This is a genomic window from Amycolatopsis sp. WGS_07 (assembly GCF_045278895.1).
GTDB lineage: Bacteria > Actinomycetota > Actinomycetes > Mycobacteriales > Pseudonocardiaceae > Amycolatopsis.
The window spans coordinates 9,015,571-9,030,926 of record NZ_CP136053.1 but is presented as its reverse complement, the minus strand read 5'-3'; the positions used below and the strand labels follow the sequence as shown (position 1 = coordinate 9,030,926).

At 69.6% G+C, this 15,356-nt stretch carries 15 protein-coding genes; 6 read left to right on the top strand and 9 right to left on the bottom strand.

Annotation, left to right across the window (positions count from 1 at the left end; all coding sequences use genetic code 11):
• Nucleotides 1-95: 95 nt before the first annotated feature.
• The gene (locus RPX00_RS42395; RefSeq protein WP_406634250.1) at nt 96-2,960 is read left to right on the top strand and encodes an FAD-binding and (Fe-S)-binding domain-containing protein; all 2,865 of its coding nucleotides are present in this window, start codon (nt 96-98) and stop codon (nt 2,958-2,960) included.
• On the opposite strand, the gene RPX00_RS42390 is transcribed toward RPX00_RS42395, so the two are convergent.
• Together RPX00_RS42390 and RPX00_RS42385 are read right to left on the bottom strand one after the other, a co-directional pair.
• Nucleotides 2,947-3,738, bottom strand: coding sequence for an IclR family transcriptional regulator (locus tag RPX00_RS42390; protein ID WP_406634248.1), 792 nt, complete (start codon nt 3,736-3,738; stop codon nt 2,947-2,949). The two genes, RPX00_RS42395 and RPX00_RS42390, sit on opposite strands and share 14 nt — an antisense overlap.
• A 460-nt stretch (nt 3,739-4,198) precedes the next feature.
• Nucleotides 4,199-5,131, bottom strand: a complete 933-nt coding sequence (locus RPX00_RS42385; RefSeq protein ID WP_406634247.1) for a zinc-binding dehydrogenase — start codon at nt 5,129-5,131, stop codon at nt 4,199-4,201.
• A gap of 94 nt (nt 5,132-5,225) precedes the next feature.
• On the opposite strand from RPX00_RS42385, the gene RPX00_RS42380 reads away from it, so the two are divergent.
• Nucleotides 5,226-5,813: a TetR family transcriptional regulator gene (locus tag RPX00_RS42380; RefSeq protein WP_406634246.1), complete on the top strand. Its 588-nt coding sequence runs from the start codon at nt 5,226-5,228 to the stop codon at nt 5,811-5,813.
• Between the two features lie 49 nt (nt 5,814-5,862).
• Nucleotides 5,863-6,381: a MarR family winged helix-turn-helix transcriptional regulator gene (locus tag RPX00_RS42375; RefSeq protein WP_406634244.1), complete on the top strand. Its 519-nt coding sequence runs from the start codon at nt 5,863-5,865 to the stop codon at nt 6,379-6,381.
• Here the strand turns inward: RPX00_RS42375 and RPX00_RS42370 are convergent.
• Together RPX00_RS42370 and RPX00_RS42365 are read right to left on the bottom strand one after the other, a co-directional pair.
• Complete coding sequence (locus RPX00_RS42370) at nt 6,330-7,145, bottom strand: SDR family oxidoreductase (RefSeq protein ID WP_406634242.1); 816 nt, start codon at nt 7,143-7,145, stop codon at nt 6,330-6,332. The two genes, RPX00_RS42375 and RPX00_RS42370, sit on opposite strands and share 52 nt — an antisense overlap.
• A gap of 47 nt (nt 7,146-7,192) precedes the next feature.
• Nucleotides 7,193-8,203 (bottom strand): DNA topoisomerase IB, encoded by a 1,011-nt coding sequence (locus RPX00_RS42365; protein WP_406634240.1) that lies wholly within the window; start codon nt 8,201-8,203, stop codon nt 7,193-7,195.
• Between the two features lie 181 nt (nt 8,204-8,384).
• Here RPX00_RS42365 and RPX00_RS42360 point away from each other — a divergent pair, with 181 nt between their 5' ends.
• Nucleotides 8,385-9,839, top strand: coding sequence for an FAD-dependent oxidoreductase (locus RPX00_RS42360; RefSeq protein WP_406634238.1), 1,455 nt, complete (start codon nt 8,385-8,387; stop codon nt 9,837-9,839).
• 97 nt (nt 9,840-9,936) lie between these two features.
• Complete coding sequence (locus tag RPX00_RS42355) at nt 9,937-10,803, top strand: manganese catalase family protein (RefSeq protein WP_406634237.1); 867 nt, start codon at nt 9,937-9,939, stop codon at nt 10,801-10,803.
• Between the two features lie 35 nt (nt 10,804-10,838).
• Here the strand turns inward: RPX00_RS42355 and RPX00_RS42350 are convergent, their stop codons facing one another.
• Entirely contained in the window at nt 10,839-11,597 is a 759-nt protein-coding gene (locus RPX00_RS42350) for an SDR family NAD(P)-dependent oxidoreductase (protein ID WP_406634235.1), read from the bottom strand.
• Between the two features lie 117 nt (nt 11,598-11,714).
• Here RPX00_RS42350 and RPX00_RS42345 point away from each other — a divergent pair, with 117 nt between their 5' ends.
• Nucleotides 11,715-12,455: an SDR family NAD(P)-dependent oxidoreductase gene (locus tag RPX00_RS42345; protein ID WP_406634233.1), complete on the top strand. Its 741-nt coding sequence runs from the start codon at nt 11,715-11,717 to the stop codon at nt 12,453-12,455.
• 2 nt (nt 12,456-12,457) lie between these two features.
• On the opposite strand, the gene RPX00_RS42340 is transcribed toward RPX00_RS42345, so the two are convergent.
• The 4 genes from RPX00_RS42340 to RPX00_RS42325 form a co-directional block, all read right to left on the bottom strand.
• Complete coding sequence (locus RPX00_RS42340; protein WP_406634231.1) at nt 12,458-13,267, bottom strand: IclR family transcriptional regulator; 810 nt, start codon at nt 13,265-13,267, stop codon at nt 12,458-12,460.
• Between the two features lie 158 nt (nt 13,268-13,425).
• On the bottom strand, nt 13,426-13,689 hold the full coding sequence (locus RPX00_RS42335) for a ferredoxin (RefSeq protein WP_406634229.1): 264 nt from the start codon (nt 13,687-13,689) through the stop codon (nt 13,426-13,428).
• A complete protein-coding gene (locus tag RPX00_RS42330; RefSeq protein WP_406634227.1) occupies nt 13,686-14,834 on the bottom strand; it encodes a Rieske 2Fe-2S domain-containing protein in 1,149 nt (382 codons plus the stop codon). The genes RPX00_RS42335 and RPX00_RS42330 overlap by 4 nt, the downstream gene beginning before the upstream one ends.
• 78 nt (nt 14,835-14,912) lie before the next feature.
• Nucleotides 14,913-15,299 (bottom strand): nuclear transport factor 2 family protein, encoded by a 387-nt coding sequence (locus tag RPX00_RS42325; RefSeq protein ID WP_406634225.1) that lies wholly within the window; start codon nt 15,297-15,299, stop codon nt 14,913-14,915.
• Between the last annotated feature and the right edge of the window lie 57 nt (nt 15,300-15,356).

Genomic DNA, 15,356 nt, shown 5'->3' with positions numbered 1-15,356 from the left:
GACAACATGTGGAAGCTATATCCACTATGTGGCGAGCCTTCACGGTAGCCCGAGGACCGAGGCGCTGTGAACCCCCGATTTCCCAGGAGACGCCCATGCCGGCCCGAGCCCGTTCGCATTCGGCACTGCAGCAAGCACTCGAGCGGGCGGTGTCCGGCGAAGTCGCCGGCGACCCGGCCACGCTCGCCACGCACTCCACCGACGCCTCGAACTACCGGCACATCCCGCTGCTCGTCGTGCGGCCGCGCAGTGCGGAAGACGTGGTCGCGGCGCTGAAGGTGTGCGCGGAGCACGGCGCGCCGGTCCTCCCGCGCGGCGCGGCGACGAGCATCGGCGGGCAGGCCGCGAACCGGGCGGTGATCCTGGATTTCACCCGGCACCTCAACCGCGTGCTCGACCTCGACGCCGCCGGGCGCACCGCGCGCGTCGAACCCGGGCTGGTGCTCGACCGGCTGCGCGAACGGGCCGCCGGGCACGGGCTCACCTTCGGCCCGGACCCGTCGACGCACAGCCGCTGCACGATCGGCGGCATGATCGGCAACAACGCCTGCGGCTCGCATTCGGTGGCGTGGGGGAAGACGGTCGACAACGTCCGCGCGCTGGAAATCGCCCTCTCCGACGGGACCCGGCTCGAAGTCGGCCCGACCTCCCCGGCCGACCTGGACGAGTTCTGCGCCCGGGACGATTCCGTCGGCGAGTTGTACCGCCGCCTGCGAGCGGTCAGGGACGAATATCTGGCCGACATCCGGCTCGGCTACCCGAAACTGCCGCGGCGGGTCTCCGGGTACAACCTCGAATACCTGTTGCCGGAGAACGGTTTCGACGTCGCGAAGGCGCTGGTCGGCTCCGAAGGAACCTGCGTGACGATGCTGAGCGCGGTGGTCGACCTGGCTCCGATCCCGGCGACGCGCGCCCTCGCCGTGCTGGGCTTCGAGAACAGCGTGGCCGCCGCGGACGCGGTTCCGGCGCTGCTCGACCTTCCCGTGCTGACCATGGAAGGCATCGAGGCCGGTTTGGTCGCGGCCCTCGATGCCCGGAAGCCCGGCGACCGCAGCACCTTGCCGGAGGGGACGGCGTGGCTGTACCTCGAAACCGGGGGAGACGACGCGGCGCAAGCGTTTGCTGCCGCGCAACGGGTCGCTGATCGCGCTGAGCAGGTCGGCGCTTCTTCGCTGGTAGTGCAAGATCCGGTGGCGCAACGGAAACTCTGGCGCATCCGGGAAGAAGGCGCCGGCCTCGCGACCCGGCTGGCCGACGGATCCGAGGCGTGGTCCGGTTGGGAAGACTCCGCGGTCCCGCCGGACCGGCTCGGCGCGTACCTGCGCGAATTCGACCTGCTGCTGGACAAACACGGCCGCAAGGGCGTCGTCTACGGCCACTTCGGCGACGGCTGCCTGCACGTGCGGATCGACTTCCCGATGGCCGCGCCGGAAGCGAAGGAGGCGTATCGGTCGTTCATGATCGAGGCGGCGGAACTCGTGGTGTCCCACGGCGGTTCGCTCTCCGGCGAACACGGCGACGGACAGGCCCGCGCCGAATTGCTGCCGCTGATGTTCTCGCCGCGGCTGATGCGGGCGTTCGCCGATTTCAAGGCCGCCTTCGACCCCGCGAACGCCATGAACCCAGGCCGGGTAGTCGATCCCGCGCCGCTCGACGCCGACCTGCGCACGGTCATCGCGCCGCCGGTCCTGCCGACGCGCGCCCGGCTCGCCCTGCACGCCGACGACGGCGACCTGGCGGCAGCGTCGCGCCGATGCGTGGGCGTCGGCAAATGCGTGTCCGCGTCCGGCGGGATGATGTGCCCGAGCTACCGCGCCACCGGCAAGGAGGAACACTCGACCCGCGGCCGGGCGCGGCTGCTGTTCGAAATGCTCGCCGGCGACGTCATCGAGGACGGCTGGCGCTCACCCGAGGTCCGCGACGCGCTCGACCTCTGCCTAGGCTGCAAGGCCTGCAAATCCGACTGCCCGGTCGGCGTCGACATGGCCTCCTACCGGACCGAATTCCTCAGCCGCCACTACGAACGCCGCCTCCGCCCGATGTCCCACTACACGATGGGCGCGCTGCCCCGATGGCTCCGGCTGGGCGCCCCGTTCGCGCGCGCGATCAACGCGGTGGCGTCAGGTCCGCTTCGCCCGGCTCTGAACCGCCTCGGCGGAATCGCGGCCGAACGAGAACTGCCTCAGCTGGCTTCGCCCACTTTCACTTCGTGGTTCCGCCGCCGGGAACGGGCGGCCTCGGCGTCGAAAGTCGTGCTGTGGCCGGACACCTTCATGAACTTCTTCGACCCGCAGGTCGGCCGGGACGCGGTCGCGGTGCTGGAAGCGCTCGGCCACGAGGTGGTCATCCCGGACCGCACTGTCTGTTGTGGACTGACCTGGCACAGCACCGGCCAGCTGCCCGCCGCGCGCCGGGTTTTGCGCCGTTCGCTCGACGCGCTCGACCCATGGCTTCAGCAGGGCATTCCGGTCATCGGCTTGGAACCCAGCTGCACCGCGACCCTCCGGGAGGATGGCGCTGAACTGCTTCCCGACGATCCGCGGACCGCGTTGCTGAAGCGCAGCGTCCGGACCTTCGCGGAACACGTCGGCGACAGCGACCTTCCGGCGCTGAAGAAGTCCGAGTCCCCCGTGCTCACTCAGGTGCACTGCCACCAGCACGCAGACCTCGGCTACGACGCCGACTCGCAACTGCTGAGCAAGCTGTCCGAGCACTCGGACGTCCTGCGCGAAGGCTGCTGCGGCCTGGCCGGGAACTTCGGCTTCCAGCGGGGGCATTACGACGTCTCCGTCGCGGTCGCCGAACACCAGCTGCTGCCCGCCCTGCGCGCGGCACCGGAAGGCACCGTGGTGCACGCCGACGGCTTCAGCTGCCGGACCCAGATCCGTCAGCTGTCCGGCCATCGCCCGACCCACATCGCGTCGCTGACCGCCCAAGCGCTGGGAGTCAGTACCGAGTGAGCCGATCCGGCGGGAGGAAGGGCGCGATCTCCTTCGCCGCGTCGATCGCGAGGGCGCCCAGCTCGGGCACCCGGTCCTCGGGCAGCCGCACTGTCGGCACCTGGATGACCACTGCCGCCCGGGCCAGGCCGCGCTCGTCCAAGACCCCCGCGCCGACGCACCGCACTCCGGCGACGTTCTCCTCGTTGTCGATGCTGTACCCGCGATCGCGCGTCTCCGCCAGCTCCAGGGCGAGGTCGTCCCGGGTGGCGAGGGTGTGCGCGGTCAGCGCGGGCAGCTGCTCGGGCAGGCTCGCCAGATACGACTCCGCGTCGAGGGAATTGGCGAGCATGGCCTTGCCGGAAGCTGTGGCGTACAACGGAAAACGCGCGCCGGGATGCTGCTCGAACCGCAACGGGAGCGTCGACTGCGCGCGCAGCAGCACCACGGACTCGGCACCCTCGCGGATCGTGATGTTGACCGATTCGCCGGTGTCGGCGTTGATCCGCTGGATGACCGGCAGCGCGAGCTGAAGGCCATGTACGCGCTGCGCCGCCTGGCCGAGCAGGATCGCGCCGGGACCGAGGTGGTAGCTGTCGGTGCGGGGATTGTGCGCGACAAGACCGTCGACGCTCAGCGCGCGCACGACCCGGTGCGTCGTGCCCGGCGTGAGGTCCAGCTTGCGGGCGATCGCGGACAGCGGCAGTTCGCCGTCCTCGACCATGAGGAGCCGCAGGATGCCGAGCGCGCGGCGAATGGCCTGGGTTCCGGCTGGCGGCTGTGCTCCGGTCTGGTTCAACTGGCTTCCGTGGTGTCTCGTTGTGGGGTCAGGCCAGGTTAACAGCGGGGGGTGGTGGGGTTGGGGGTGACGCGGCTGGGGATGACGGGGGTGGGGGTGACGGGGCTGGGTTTGGCCGGGGGTGGGTTTGTGGTGGTTGGGGTTGGCGGGGGCGGGTTTGTAGTGGCGGGGTTTGGCGGGGCTGGGGGTTGTAGTGGCTGGGTTGGAGGTGGCTGGGTTTGCTGGGGCTGGGTTTGAGGTGGCTGGGTTTGCTGGGGCTGGGTTGGTGAGGTCTGCGCGGCAAACTGTGTTTTTGGCGCCGGCTCCGCCGTCGCGCGCGGGATCGCCTTTAGTCGGCGTCTGACCGAGCGGGGTGCTGGGCCCAAGGGGCCGGGCACCCCGCTCGGTCAGACGCCGACGCGATCCCGCGGTTGTGGCTGGGTGAGCCGTGGCTGGGTGAGGGGGTGGGTGGCCGGTGCGCTTAGCTGATTTCTAGGACTGCTTTGCCGTGCAGCCGGCGGTCCACCAGCAACTGGACCGCCTCGGCGTAGTGGGTCCAGGGGGCGCGCCAGGTGATGCCGGGGTCTAGGCGGCCGGCGGATACTTCGGCGGCGAGCCAGGTTAGGTCGGCGGAGAAGTCGGTGAAGGGGTCGGCCAGGAGGAAGAACGTGCGGATCGAGCGGTCGTGGCGTCCTTCGGTGCCTAGTAGGGCGTCTGGTGGGAGGACGGTGTCTGTCTCCGCGGAACGGCCTACGTTGATTAGGGTGCCGCCTGCCTCTAGCGCGGCGAAGGCGGCGGCTAGGTGTGGGCCGCCTACGTTGTCCAGTGCTCCGAATACTGGGCGGTCGACCTCGTCCGCTGAGGTGTGGACCTCGTGTGCGCCTAGTGCGCGCAGGTTTGGTTCCTGTGCGGGATTGCTGCTGATCGCGACTACTTCTGCGCCGGCGCGTGCGGCGAGTTGTACGCCGTAGCGGCCTACGCCGCCGGAGGCGCCGGTGATCAGGACTCGGCGGCCTAGCAGTTGGCCCATTCGGCGCAGGACGTGCAAAGCGCTCAGGGCGGCGACCGGGATTGTGCTGACTGCGCCCAGGTCGGTGCCGGCTGGGACGGTGCCGATCAAGGTGGTCGGTACTGCGCGCAGCTCTGCCCAGCCTGCCGTGCCGAGCGTGACTACGGGGGTTCCGGCGGCGGGGCCTGAACCGTCGGCCGCTGCTTGGGCCACGACGCCCGCTGCGTCCCAGCCGGGCACGGTGCCGTTGGGGGTGGCTGGGTCGGCGGCGTCCTTGACCTCGCCGAAGTTGAGCGAAGCGGCGGCGACGCGGATCAGGGCTTCGCCGGGGGCGGGGACTGGGTCGGCGACCTCGCCCGTTGAGAGGTGGGCGGGTGCGGTGTGGTCGACAACTAGGGCACGCACAGGTCGGGGCTCCTTCGAAGCAATGTGCCACAGTGTGGCATTTGCTCCTGTATAGCATATGCGCGCTGGGCGCGAGTTGGCTAAACTGCGGGCGATGACTGCTTCCGGACCCACGCTGCGCGAGCGCAAGAAGCTGCGCACCCGCCAGGCGCTGGTGGAAACCGCGATCTCGATCTTCGGCGAACGCGGGTTCGACGCCACGCCGCTGGACGCGCTGCTGGAAGAGGTCGAGGTGTCGCGGCGGACGTTCTTCCGCAACTTCCGGTCCAAAGAGGACGTCGCGCTCGCCGCCGTCAAGGAACTCTGGAGCGCCTACCTCGACGTCCTGGACGAGACCGAGAAGTCCGGACCGCTCGCCGACGTCTTCCGCGACGCGATGCTCGCGACCCTCGACCGCATGGACGAGAACTGGTACCAGCGATTCCCCGCCACGCTCAGGCTGATCGACGAATCGCCGTCGCTGAACGGCCACACCCTGTTGCACTGCTCGGAAACCGAGGCGGAAGTCGTGCGCCGGCTCGGCGAGCCCAGTCTCGAACTGCGGCTGCTCGTCGAGTTCTGCGTGGCGGCTTGGCGGTGCGCGCTGGACGAATGGCTGCCCGACTGCGCGCCGGGCGAACTTCCCGGCCACGTGCGGCGCGCGTTCGCCGCGATGGACGACAGCCTGCGGCTGCGGGCGTAGCCGTATCATCGGCATTCGTACGGCCCGCTAACGATAGGCAGGGGAAACGATGTCAGGTCCGCTGGTGCCGGGCGGGATCGGCGAGCACACGAGCTGTCTCCTGGTCAAACTCGGCCAGGTCGCGTTCCGGCTCGCCGAGGACCGGCTGCACGAGGTGGGCCTGCGGGTGCGGCACTACAGCGTCCTGCAGGCACTGGCCGACAACGGGCCGATGTCGCAGCTGTCGCTCGGCGCGTACCTGCGGATCGACCCGGCGACCATGGTCAGCAGCCTGGACGACCTCGAAACGCTCGGGTTCGCCGCGCGCGCCCGGGACCCGGAGGACCGGCGGCGCTACGTCGTCGACCTGAGCAAGGCGGGCCGGGAGACGCTGCGCAAGGCGAACACGCTGCTGGCCGACCTCGACCGGCACGTGCTCAGCGACCTTCCGCAGCGCTCCCGCGATTCCCTGCACAAGCTGCTGGCCAGGATGAACGAGGGCGAGACGCTGCCGGGGGAGTTCGACCGGATGCGGGATCAGGCCGGGTCCACGAAGATGTCCAGCGCCAGTTCGCCGTCGCCGCGCTGATAGCCGGACAGGTCCGTGACGCCCTCGGCGGCGAGCACCTCGTCGTCGATGAAGAGGTTCCCGGTGCACTCGCGTGACGGCCGGGCGAGGATCGCGTGCGCGGCGTCGGCGACGATCGCCGGGGTGCGCGCTTGGCTGGCGCCGCCGATGATGTTGCGTACCGCCGCGGTGTCGATCAGGGTGCGCGGCCACAGCGAATTCGCCGCGATCCCGTCCGCTTTCAGCTCCTCGGCGAGGCCGACCGTGCAGAGGCTCATGCCGTATTTGGAGAGCGTGTAGCCCAGGTGCGCGCCGATCCACGCGGGGGAGAGGTTCAGCGGCGGCGACAGGGTGAGGATGTGCGGGTTCGCGGCCTTCCGCAGGTGCGGGATCGCCGCTTTGCTGAGCAGGAACGTGCCCCGGGTGTTGATGTCCTGCATGAGGTCGTAGCGCTTCATCGAGAGGTCCTCGGTGCCGGACCGGTCGAGCGCGCTGGCGTTGTTCACGACGACGTCGATGCCGCCGAACTGCTTCACCGCGGCCTCGGCCGCGGTGAGGACGTCGTCCTCGGACCGGACGTCGCCAACGATCGGCAACGCCTGGCCACCAGCGGTTTCGATCTCCTTCGCGGCGGTGTAGACGGTGCCTTCGAGCTTCGGATGCGGTTCGGCGGTCTTCGCGAGCAGGACCACGTTGGCCCCGTCCCGAGCGGCGCGGATCGCGATGGCCAGGCCGATGCCGCGGCTGCCACCGGACATCAGCAGGGTCTTTCCGGCAAGAGTCATGAGCGGAACATACCATTAGTGGTGCGTATGATTTAAGAGGCGAATCATCACGCCGAGGCCCGCCGCAGCAGCCGGATCACCGCCTGCTCGATCCGTTCGCGCAGCTCCTCGTCCGCGAGCCCGTCCGCCTTGCGTACCGCGCGGTGGATCGTCGTGCGGCGATCGAACTCCCGCAGCACGCGCGGGTCGACATACGAGCGGCGGGCGACCGCGGGCGTGTTGCCGAGTTCTTCCGCGACCTCCTTCATCGCAGCCGTCGCTGCTCGCGCGCGCCCGCGTTGCGAGGTCGGCACCTCCTGGGCAGCGAGGGAGACCGCGGCGAGCACCGTCGCGTGCCAGGTGCGCAGGTCTTTCACGGTGAACTCCTCGCCGGCGAGTTCCTTGAACCGCTCGTTCACCTCCGGGGCACGCAGTTCGTGCCAGCCGTCGTTGGTGCGGTAGACGAGGATGCGGGAGGTGCCGGTGCGGCAGCGCCGGAGCGTCTTGAGGACCGCGGCGAGGTCGGGGTCGCGCAGGCTCAGTTCTCGGACCAGCCCGCTCTTGGCGGGGTAGCGGAAGTCCAGTTCGTCGCCGCTGATTTTCACGTGCTCCCGCAGCAGCGTGGTGGCACCGTGGGAGCCGTTGGCTTCGACGTACTCCTCGCCGCCGCTGCGGAACACGCCCCGGTCGATCATCCGCAGCGCGGCGGCCGAGACCCGACGGCGGTCGAGGGGTCGTCGGCGCAGGTCGTGCTGGATGGCCGCGCGGACGTCCGGCAGTTCGGCGGCCAGCGCGAGCACCCGGTCGTGCTTCTCCTCGTCCCGGGCCCGCCGCCATTCGGGGTGGTACAGGTACTGGCGGCGGCCCGCGTCGTCGACGCCGACGGCCTGGATGTGGCCGGTCGGATGCGGGCAGATCCACACCCGGCGCCACGCGGGCGGGACGACGAGGCCGCGGATGCGTTCGAGAGTTTCCGGATCGCGCACGGGGGAGCCGTCCGGCGCGAGGTACCGGAAGCCGCGGCCTCGCCGTTGCCGCTTGATGCCTGGCGAGGACAGCTCGCTCCGCCGCAACCGCATGGCTCGCGGTTGCCCGCGCCGGCCCGCCTCGAAACCGGATCTCGGGGAGGTTTGCCCGCCGCGACATCGGTTACCCGGCTAGCTGTGCGCCGGACCCGGTGCGATCCAGGGAGGTTCTGGTCATGACTTCTGCCGTTGCGCGGCGCACCCCGCGCCAGCTCGTACCCCCGATGGGCCGCTGATGACTACCACCGCCGACCAATCCCTGTGGCTCGCGACCGCCGCGGCGTCCAGCCGAGCATCCTTGCGCGGCAGGGAACGCGCCGAGGTCGCCGTCATCGGCGGCGGTATCGCCGGGCTGACTACCGCGTTGTTGCTCGCCCGCCGAGGCATGAACGTAGCCGTCCTGGAAGCGGGACGCGTCGCGGAAGGGGCCAGCGGCAACAACACCGCCAAGGTCACCGCGTTGCAGTCCACTGTGTACTCGACGCTCGCCCGCGAGCACGGCACCGCCACCGCGACCGCCTATGCCGAAGCCGCGCTCGCCGGGGTGGAACTGGTCGCGGAGCTGGCGGAACCGATGAACTGCGGACTCCAGCGCCGGCCAGCCGCGACGTTCGCGATGGACGCCGACGACGTGGCCATCGTGCGAGCCGAGCACGAAGCCGCGCAGCAGGCTGGCCTGCCGGTCGAGTGGACGGACTCGCTCGACCTCCCGGTGCCTGTACATGGAGCGGTGCGGCTGCCGGGGCAACTCGCCCTCCATCCGGCGGACTATGTGCGCGGTCTCGCCGACGCGCTGGAAGCCGAAGGCGGCCGCGTCCTGGAGGACAGCCGCGTGCGGCAGGTGAGCGCGGCACCGCCGTATCGCGTCACGACCGACGAAGGCTCACTCGACGCCAGAACCGTGGTCGTCGCGACGCACTACCCGATCCTCGATCGTGGGCTGTTCTTCCCCCGGTTGGAGGTGCAGCGGTCGTACTGCGTGGCCGCCACCCTGCGCTCCGGCAAGCCGCCGGGGGAGCTGGCGATCAGCGTCGGGAGTCCATTGTGGTCTTTCGCCGCTTACGAGGACCGGTTGATTCTCGGCGGCCAAGGCTATCCAGAGCTGGGCGAGTTCGCGGCCCGCCACTTCGACGTCGACGAGGTCACGCATCGGTGGTCCGCGCAGGATCCGAAGGCTTACGACAGCATCCCCATCGCTGGGCCGTACTTCCCGGGCGCGCGGCGGCTGTGGGTCGAGACCGGGTTCGGCAAATGGGGCCTGGCGATGGGCACCGCGGCGGCGGCCGTGGTCGCCGACGGGATCACCGGCTCGGTCAGTCCGCATCGGGATCTCTTTTCCCCGCAACGGATTTCCCTGAAGTCGGCGGAAAAACTGGTGCGGCAGAACACGAAGGTCGCGAAGGACTTCGTCGGCGACCGGCTCGCCCACGCCGACGCGAAGAGCACCGAACACATCGCCGTGGACCAGGCGAAGGTGCTGCCGGACGGACGCGGCCGCAAGGGCGTCTACCGCGACCGCGAAGGCGAGCTGCACGCGGTTTCCCTGCGCTGCACCCATCTCGGCTGTTTCGTGCGGTTCAACGCGGCCGAACGCAGCTGGGATTGCCCTTGCCACGGTTCGCGATTCGACGTCGACGGCACCGTGCTCGAAGGACCGGCCACCGCGCCGTTGCCCCGCCGGACTCCGTGAGAACGAACCCGGACGGCGGCGGGTAGGACGGCGGAAAACGGGCACTCCTGCCGGACTCGCCGGGTGTTCCGGCCCGGCTCGATCCGGAAGGACGCTGATGTTCCGACACACCAAACTGCTGCAGTTCGAGGCGAAGCCCGAGAAGCCGGACCCGGTGTACGCGCACAAGCTCCAGGAGCTGATCGGCGGCGCGTTCGGCGAGATGACGGTGACGATGCAGTACCTGTTCCAGGGCTGGAACTGCCGCATCGAGGGCAAGTACAAGGACCTGATCATGGACACCGCGACCGAGGAGATCGGGCATGTCGAGATGCTCGCCACGATGGTCGCGCGACTGCTGGAGGGAGCGCCGGCCACCGCGACCGCCGAAGCGGTGAAAGACCCCGTGATGGCCGCGGTGCTCGGCGGGATGGACCCGCAGCAGGCGATCGTGGCCGGCGGCGGCGCGCTGCCCGCCGATTCGAACGGCACGCCGTGGAACGGCAAGTACATCGTCGCCTCGGGCAATCTGCTCGCCGATTTCCGGGCGAACGCGGCGGCCGAGGCGCAGGGGCGGCTGCAGACCGCGCGGCTGTACCGGATGACCGACGATCCTGGCGTGAAGGCGATGCTGCAGTTCAACCTGGCGCGCGACACGGTGCACCAGAAGCAATGGCTGGCCGCGATCGAGGAACTGAAGGCGGACGGCCTGGAGAGCGACATCGCGCCGACGGCGTTGTTCGACGAGGAGAACCAGGACCACAACAACACGGTGTGGCACCTGTCGGACGGCCCGGACGGGGCCAAGGCAGGCTGGAGCTTCGGCGGGGAAGGCCTCGAGTACGTCACCGATCCGAAGCCGCTCGGCGGCCCCGGTACCGCTCCCAAACCGGACCCCGCGCTGTACGGGACCTATTCGCCGACACAGGACGCCAAGGGCTCGCTCAAGGGGAAAGCCAAGGAAGTCAAGAACAAGGCCAAGTGACCGAACCGGGGCCTGGGCCGTGCCCGGGCCCCGGGTCAAACTCCGTAGCCGCCGTCCACGTCGAGCTTCTGCCCGCTGATGAACCCGGCCCGATCCGACGCCAGGAAACACACCGCCTCCGCGATGTCCTGCGCGCTGCCGAACGTGCGCAACGGGATGGCGCGCCGGGCCGCGTCGAGAGCGCGTTCGTCGAGGTCGCCGTTCGCCATCAGGTCCGCCGCCATCCCGTCGGTCAGCATCCCGGGCCCGACGCAGTTGACCCGGACGCCGAACCGCCCTTCCTCGGCCGCGAGCGCCCGTGCGGTCGCCTCGACCGCGCCCTTGGGGCCGGCGGAAAGGCCGTCGCGGACCGGATACCGCTGAGTCGCCGCCGTGGTGACCGCGACGATCGCCCCCTTGCTGGCGCGCAGCGCGGGCAACGCCGGATGGACGAGGTTGAAGAACGCGGCGGCTTCCGCGGCGAGATGCTTGCCGAAGTCCGTTGGATCCACTATGGACAGATGCTGCTGCGGGACGAGCGGCCCGGCGGCGTGGACCAGGGTGTGGATCGCGCCGAACCGCTCGACCACGCTGTCGACGTACTCCTTGCTCCGGCCGGGATCGGTGAGGTCTAGTCGGTCGGCGACCGCGCCGCCGAGTTCGGCCGCGAGGCGGTCCGCGGCTTCGCGATTGCTGCGGTAGGTGAAGGCGATCTCGGAGCCGCGCTCGGCGAGCGTCCGGCAGATCGCGGCGCCCAGTCCTCCGGTCCCGCCGGTCACGATCGCGACGCCGGGTTTGCCGTGGAAATCGTTCAAGGGTCCGCCTTTTCTCGTCGAGCCGAGGCTGAGGTGTCCGCTGCGCGGACGCATGCACCCCGTTCTTCCTTCCGGCGAAGGTACCGTCACGCGCCCCCGAACCGAAGGAAGTGGATCGTGCCCGAGCAACTCGTGGACCTGTCGGACAAAATCGTCTTCGTCACCGGTGCCGCACAAGGACAGGGCGCGGAGCACGCCCGGACGGCGGCCCGGCTGGGCGCGAGCGTCGTACTGGCCGACCTCGACGAGAGCGCCGTCGCGGCAGTCGCCAAGGAGATCGGCAGCAAGACCCTCGCCCTCGCCTTGGACGTGCGCAGCAAGGAAAACTGGGCCACCGCCATGGAACGCACCCGCGTCGAGTTCGGCCGGGTCGACGTGCTCGTCAACAATGCCGGGTTCTACCGGAAAGCACCGCTGGAAAGCTTCGAAGAAGACCACCTCGCGCAAACTTTGGGGGTGAACCTGATCGGGCCGGTGCTCGGGATGCAAGCCGTGCTGCCGCTGATGCGCGACCGCGGCGGCTCGATCATCAACGTCGCTTCGACCGCGGCGGTGATGGGCTTCGCGGGCGGACTCGGGTACAGCGCGTCGAAGTGGGGCCTGCGCGGCGCGAGCAAATCCGCGGCGAAGGAACTCGGTGCGTTCGGCATCCGGGTGAACTGCGTCTGCCCGGGCGCGATCGACACGCGGATGATCTCCGAAACGACCCGGGCGGGCGGCGGCGCGGTGGCCGGACAGCCGATCCGCCGTCCCGGCACGACCGCCGAAGTGGCCGCGCTCGTGGCGTTCCTGGCCAGCGACGCCAGCAGTTACTGCACCGGACAGGATTTCGTGATCGATGGCGGGCAGACCGCCTGACCCTACGCGGGCCCTCCGTTGGCCAGTTGCAGTTCGGCGGAGGGCTGGGGGAGCGGCCGCAGGGTGGGGACGCCGTTGGCGATTCTCCAGACCGTCGCGGCAGCGTTGCGCACCTCGGCGATCGTGGCACTCAGATCGAGCGCTCGGGTCGGCCCGCAGACCGACAGCGCGAAGTGCCCGTCGTCGTCCATGGTGGTGATGGGCGCGGCCACCACGGTCACGCCGCGGTGGACGCCCTGCGCATCCACTGCGACGCCGCCGCGGTCGCGGATCCGGTCGAGATCGCGCACCAGCTGGCTGCGCGACTGGATGGAGTACGGCGTGGGCGCGGGCCCGAACCGCAGCTCCGGCCAGCGGTCCGGGGACAAGGTGGCCAGCAGCGCCCGGCCGGGGGCGGTGAGCGGCACGGGCTGGCGCGCGCCGGCACCCCATTGCCCGGACGCGGACGGCCACGAGCCGATCCGTTCGAGGTGCATGATCTCGGCTCCGACCAGCATGCTGAGGTACACCGTCAGTCCGCGGCGCCGGTGCAGTTCGGCCATCACCGCCACCGCCGCGCGGGGAACCGTGCGCCGCCGGGTGAACTGCGAGCCGAGTTCGAACATGCGCACGCCGAGGGTGTAGGTGAACTCCTTGCGCTCCACCCAGCCGAGTTCGACCAGCCGCTGCAGGATCCGGTGCGCCGACGAGCGCGGCACGTGCGAGCGGCGGGCGAGTTCGGCCAGGGTCAGCGGGCGTTCGCCCACGAAGGACTCCAGGAGCGACGCCACCCGGTCGATCATCGCGGCGGGAGCTTCCTCGATGTGCGCCATTGCACCACCACCTCCAGAGACTGCGGATGTCAGATTGAGACTACCTGTCAGAATCTGACATATTGGAGTGTAGGCACCTCGCGCTCGGCTGTAAACCGGCTGGCAGAAACAAAAATGCGCTGTGCCCGGAACGGTCCGGACACAGCGCACGCGGAGGATCAGGCTGGTTGCACGATCCGAAGCGTCCCCGCGGCGACTTCGGCCGCCAGCGACTCCTTGAGCCGCGAACAACCCGCCAGCGCGGGTCCGGGCATCGGCGAAGCGCCGAGTTCCGCACACGCTTCGATGGCCTCGGCGTTCCATTGCAGGCTCGTCTGATGCACCGTGCTCTTGCGAGCCAGCAGCCGCGCCGCACAGTGGTGGCACCGCACCGGCTGCATGGGTGCGTCGGCGAGCCGGTTGTCGGTCCTCGGTTCGCTCACGGCGCGGTCTCCGCCGTCTTGGCCTGGCGGGCGATGTTGGCGGCGACCTCGTCGTGCCACGCCTGCGTCGGCCGGGTGAGGTCGAGTTCGTACTCGAACCGGTCGACCATCTCCGGGCGGATGTCGGCGACGTCGACGTAGAACTGCTCGTACCAGCGGCGGAGCTGGTACACCGGCCCGTCCTCCTCGCACAGCAGCGGATTGTCGATCCGGGCCTTGTTCTTCCAGATCTCGACGTCCTGCTCGAACCCGACCTTGATGTAGTCGCCGAGCGCGATCGCCGACCGCATGGCCGCGTCCTCCGGCAGCGAGGCGGACTTCTTGACGATGATCCCGTACTGCAGCACGAACGAGTCCGCCGTGATCGGGTAGTGGCAGTTGAGCAGGACGGTGTGGTTGTCGCCGGACTCGTAGTGGTAGGTCAGGTCGTCGATCATGAACGACGGGCCGTAGTAGGACGCGACGGACGTGGTGCCGAGCATTTTCGGCTGTCCCTCGGGCGCGGGGTAGTCGTCGCGGGCGTCGCCGTTCATGTACTGGGTCGCGACGTGGCCCTCGAAGACGTTCTTGAAGTAAGTCGGCAGCGAACCGTGCACGTAGAAGAAATGCGCCATGTCCACGACGTTGTCGATGATCTCGCGGCAGTTGGTGTTGACGACGGTCGTGTACCAATGCCAGTCGGTCCATTCGTCGCTTTCCGCGCCCTCGATGCGCGGGATGGCGACCTCCTCGGTCGGCTGCTTGCCTTCCGGGTCGTGCCAGACGAACAGCAGCCCGTCCTGCTCCAGGGTCTTCCACGCGCGCGTCCGCGCGAGCAGCGGAACGCGCTTGCTGTACGGGATCTTCTTGCATCGGCCGTCGCCGCCCCAGCGCCAGTCGTGGAACGGGCAGGCGATTTCGTCGCCCTTCACCTCGCCCTGGGACAGGTCGCCGCCGAGGTGCCGGCAGTAGGAGTCGAGGACGTTGACGGAGCCGTTCGCGCCGCGGAACACCACGAGTTTCGTGCCGAAGGCGTGGACGGTGTGCGGTTTCCCGTCGGAGAAGTCGCGGACGAGGCCGAGGCAATGCCAGCCGCGGGCGAAGCGGGCCGGCGCCGAATCCGCTTCGATCAGGCGGATTTCCTGGTCCGGTTGCAGAGAAGTCATTGCGCACTCCTGGAATGGGTGGATGGCGCGGTGCCTTCCGGTTTTAACAGGGGCCGGGGCGGCGAACCCGCGCGTCGTTCACTGACCGGAACGCCGTTGGTGCACGACGTCGGCCGGGCTCCAGATCGCCCGCATGCTGGTGATCCGCCCGCGCTCGTCGAACGTCATCACGTCGATCGGCTCGATCGTGCTGACGAACTCGTCGGTCGTGGTGACCACGCGCAGGTGGAACGCGGCCGTGTCGCCGGAAGCCCGGACGGTCAGCAGTTCGGCGGTGAGCGCGAGGCCGTCGAGTTCGCCGTAGAAGGCGGCGATGGCTTCCCGCCCTTTGCGCACGGCGCTGCCCGCCGGATCCTCGACGGTGGCGTCTTCGGCGTACAGCGCGGCGATCTCCGCCGAATCGCCCGCTTCGAGCCTGCGCACGTACTCCGCGACGGCGGTGGTGATCTTGTCGGTTGTCAGCATGCGGGCGATGCAAGCACAGCCCGGTCCGGGAAAAAGCCCGAGCAACCGCTTGGTGGG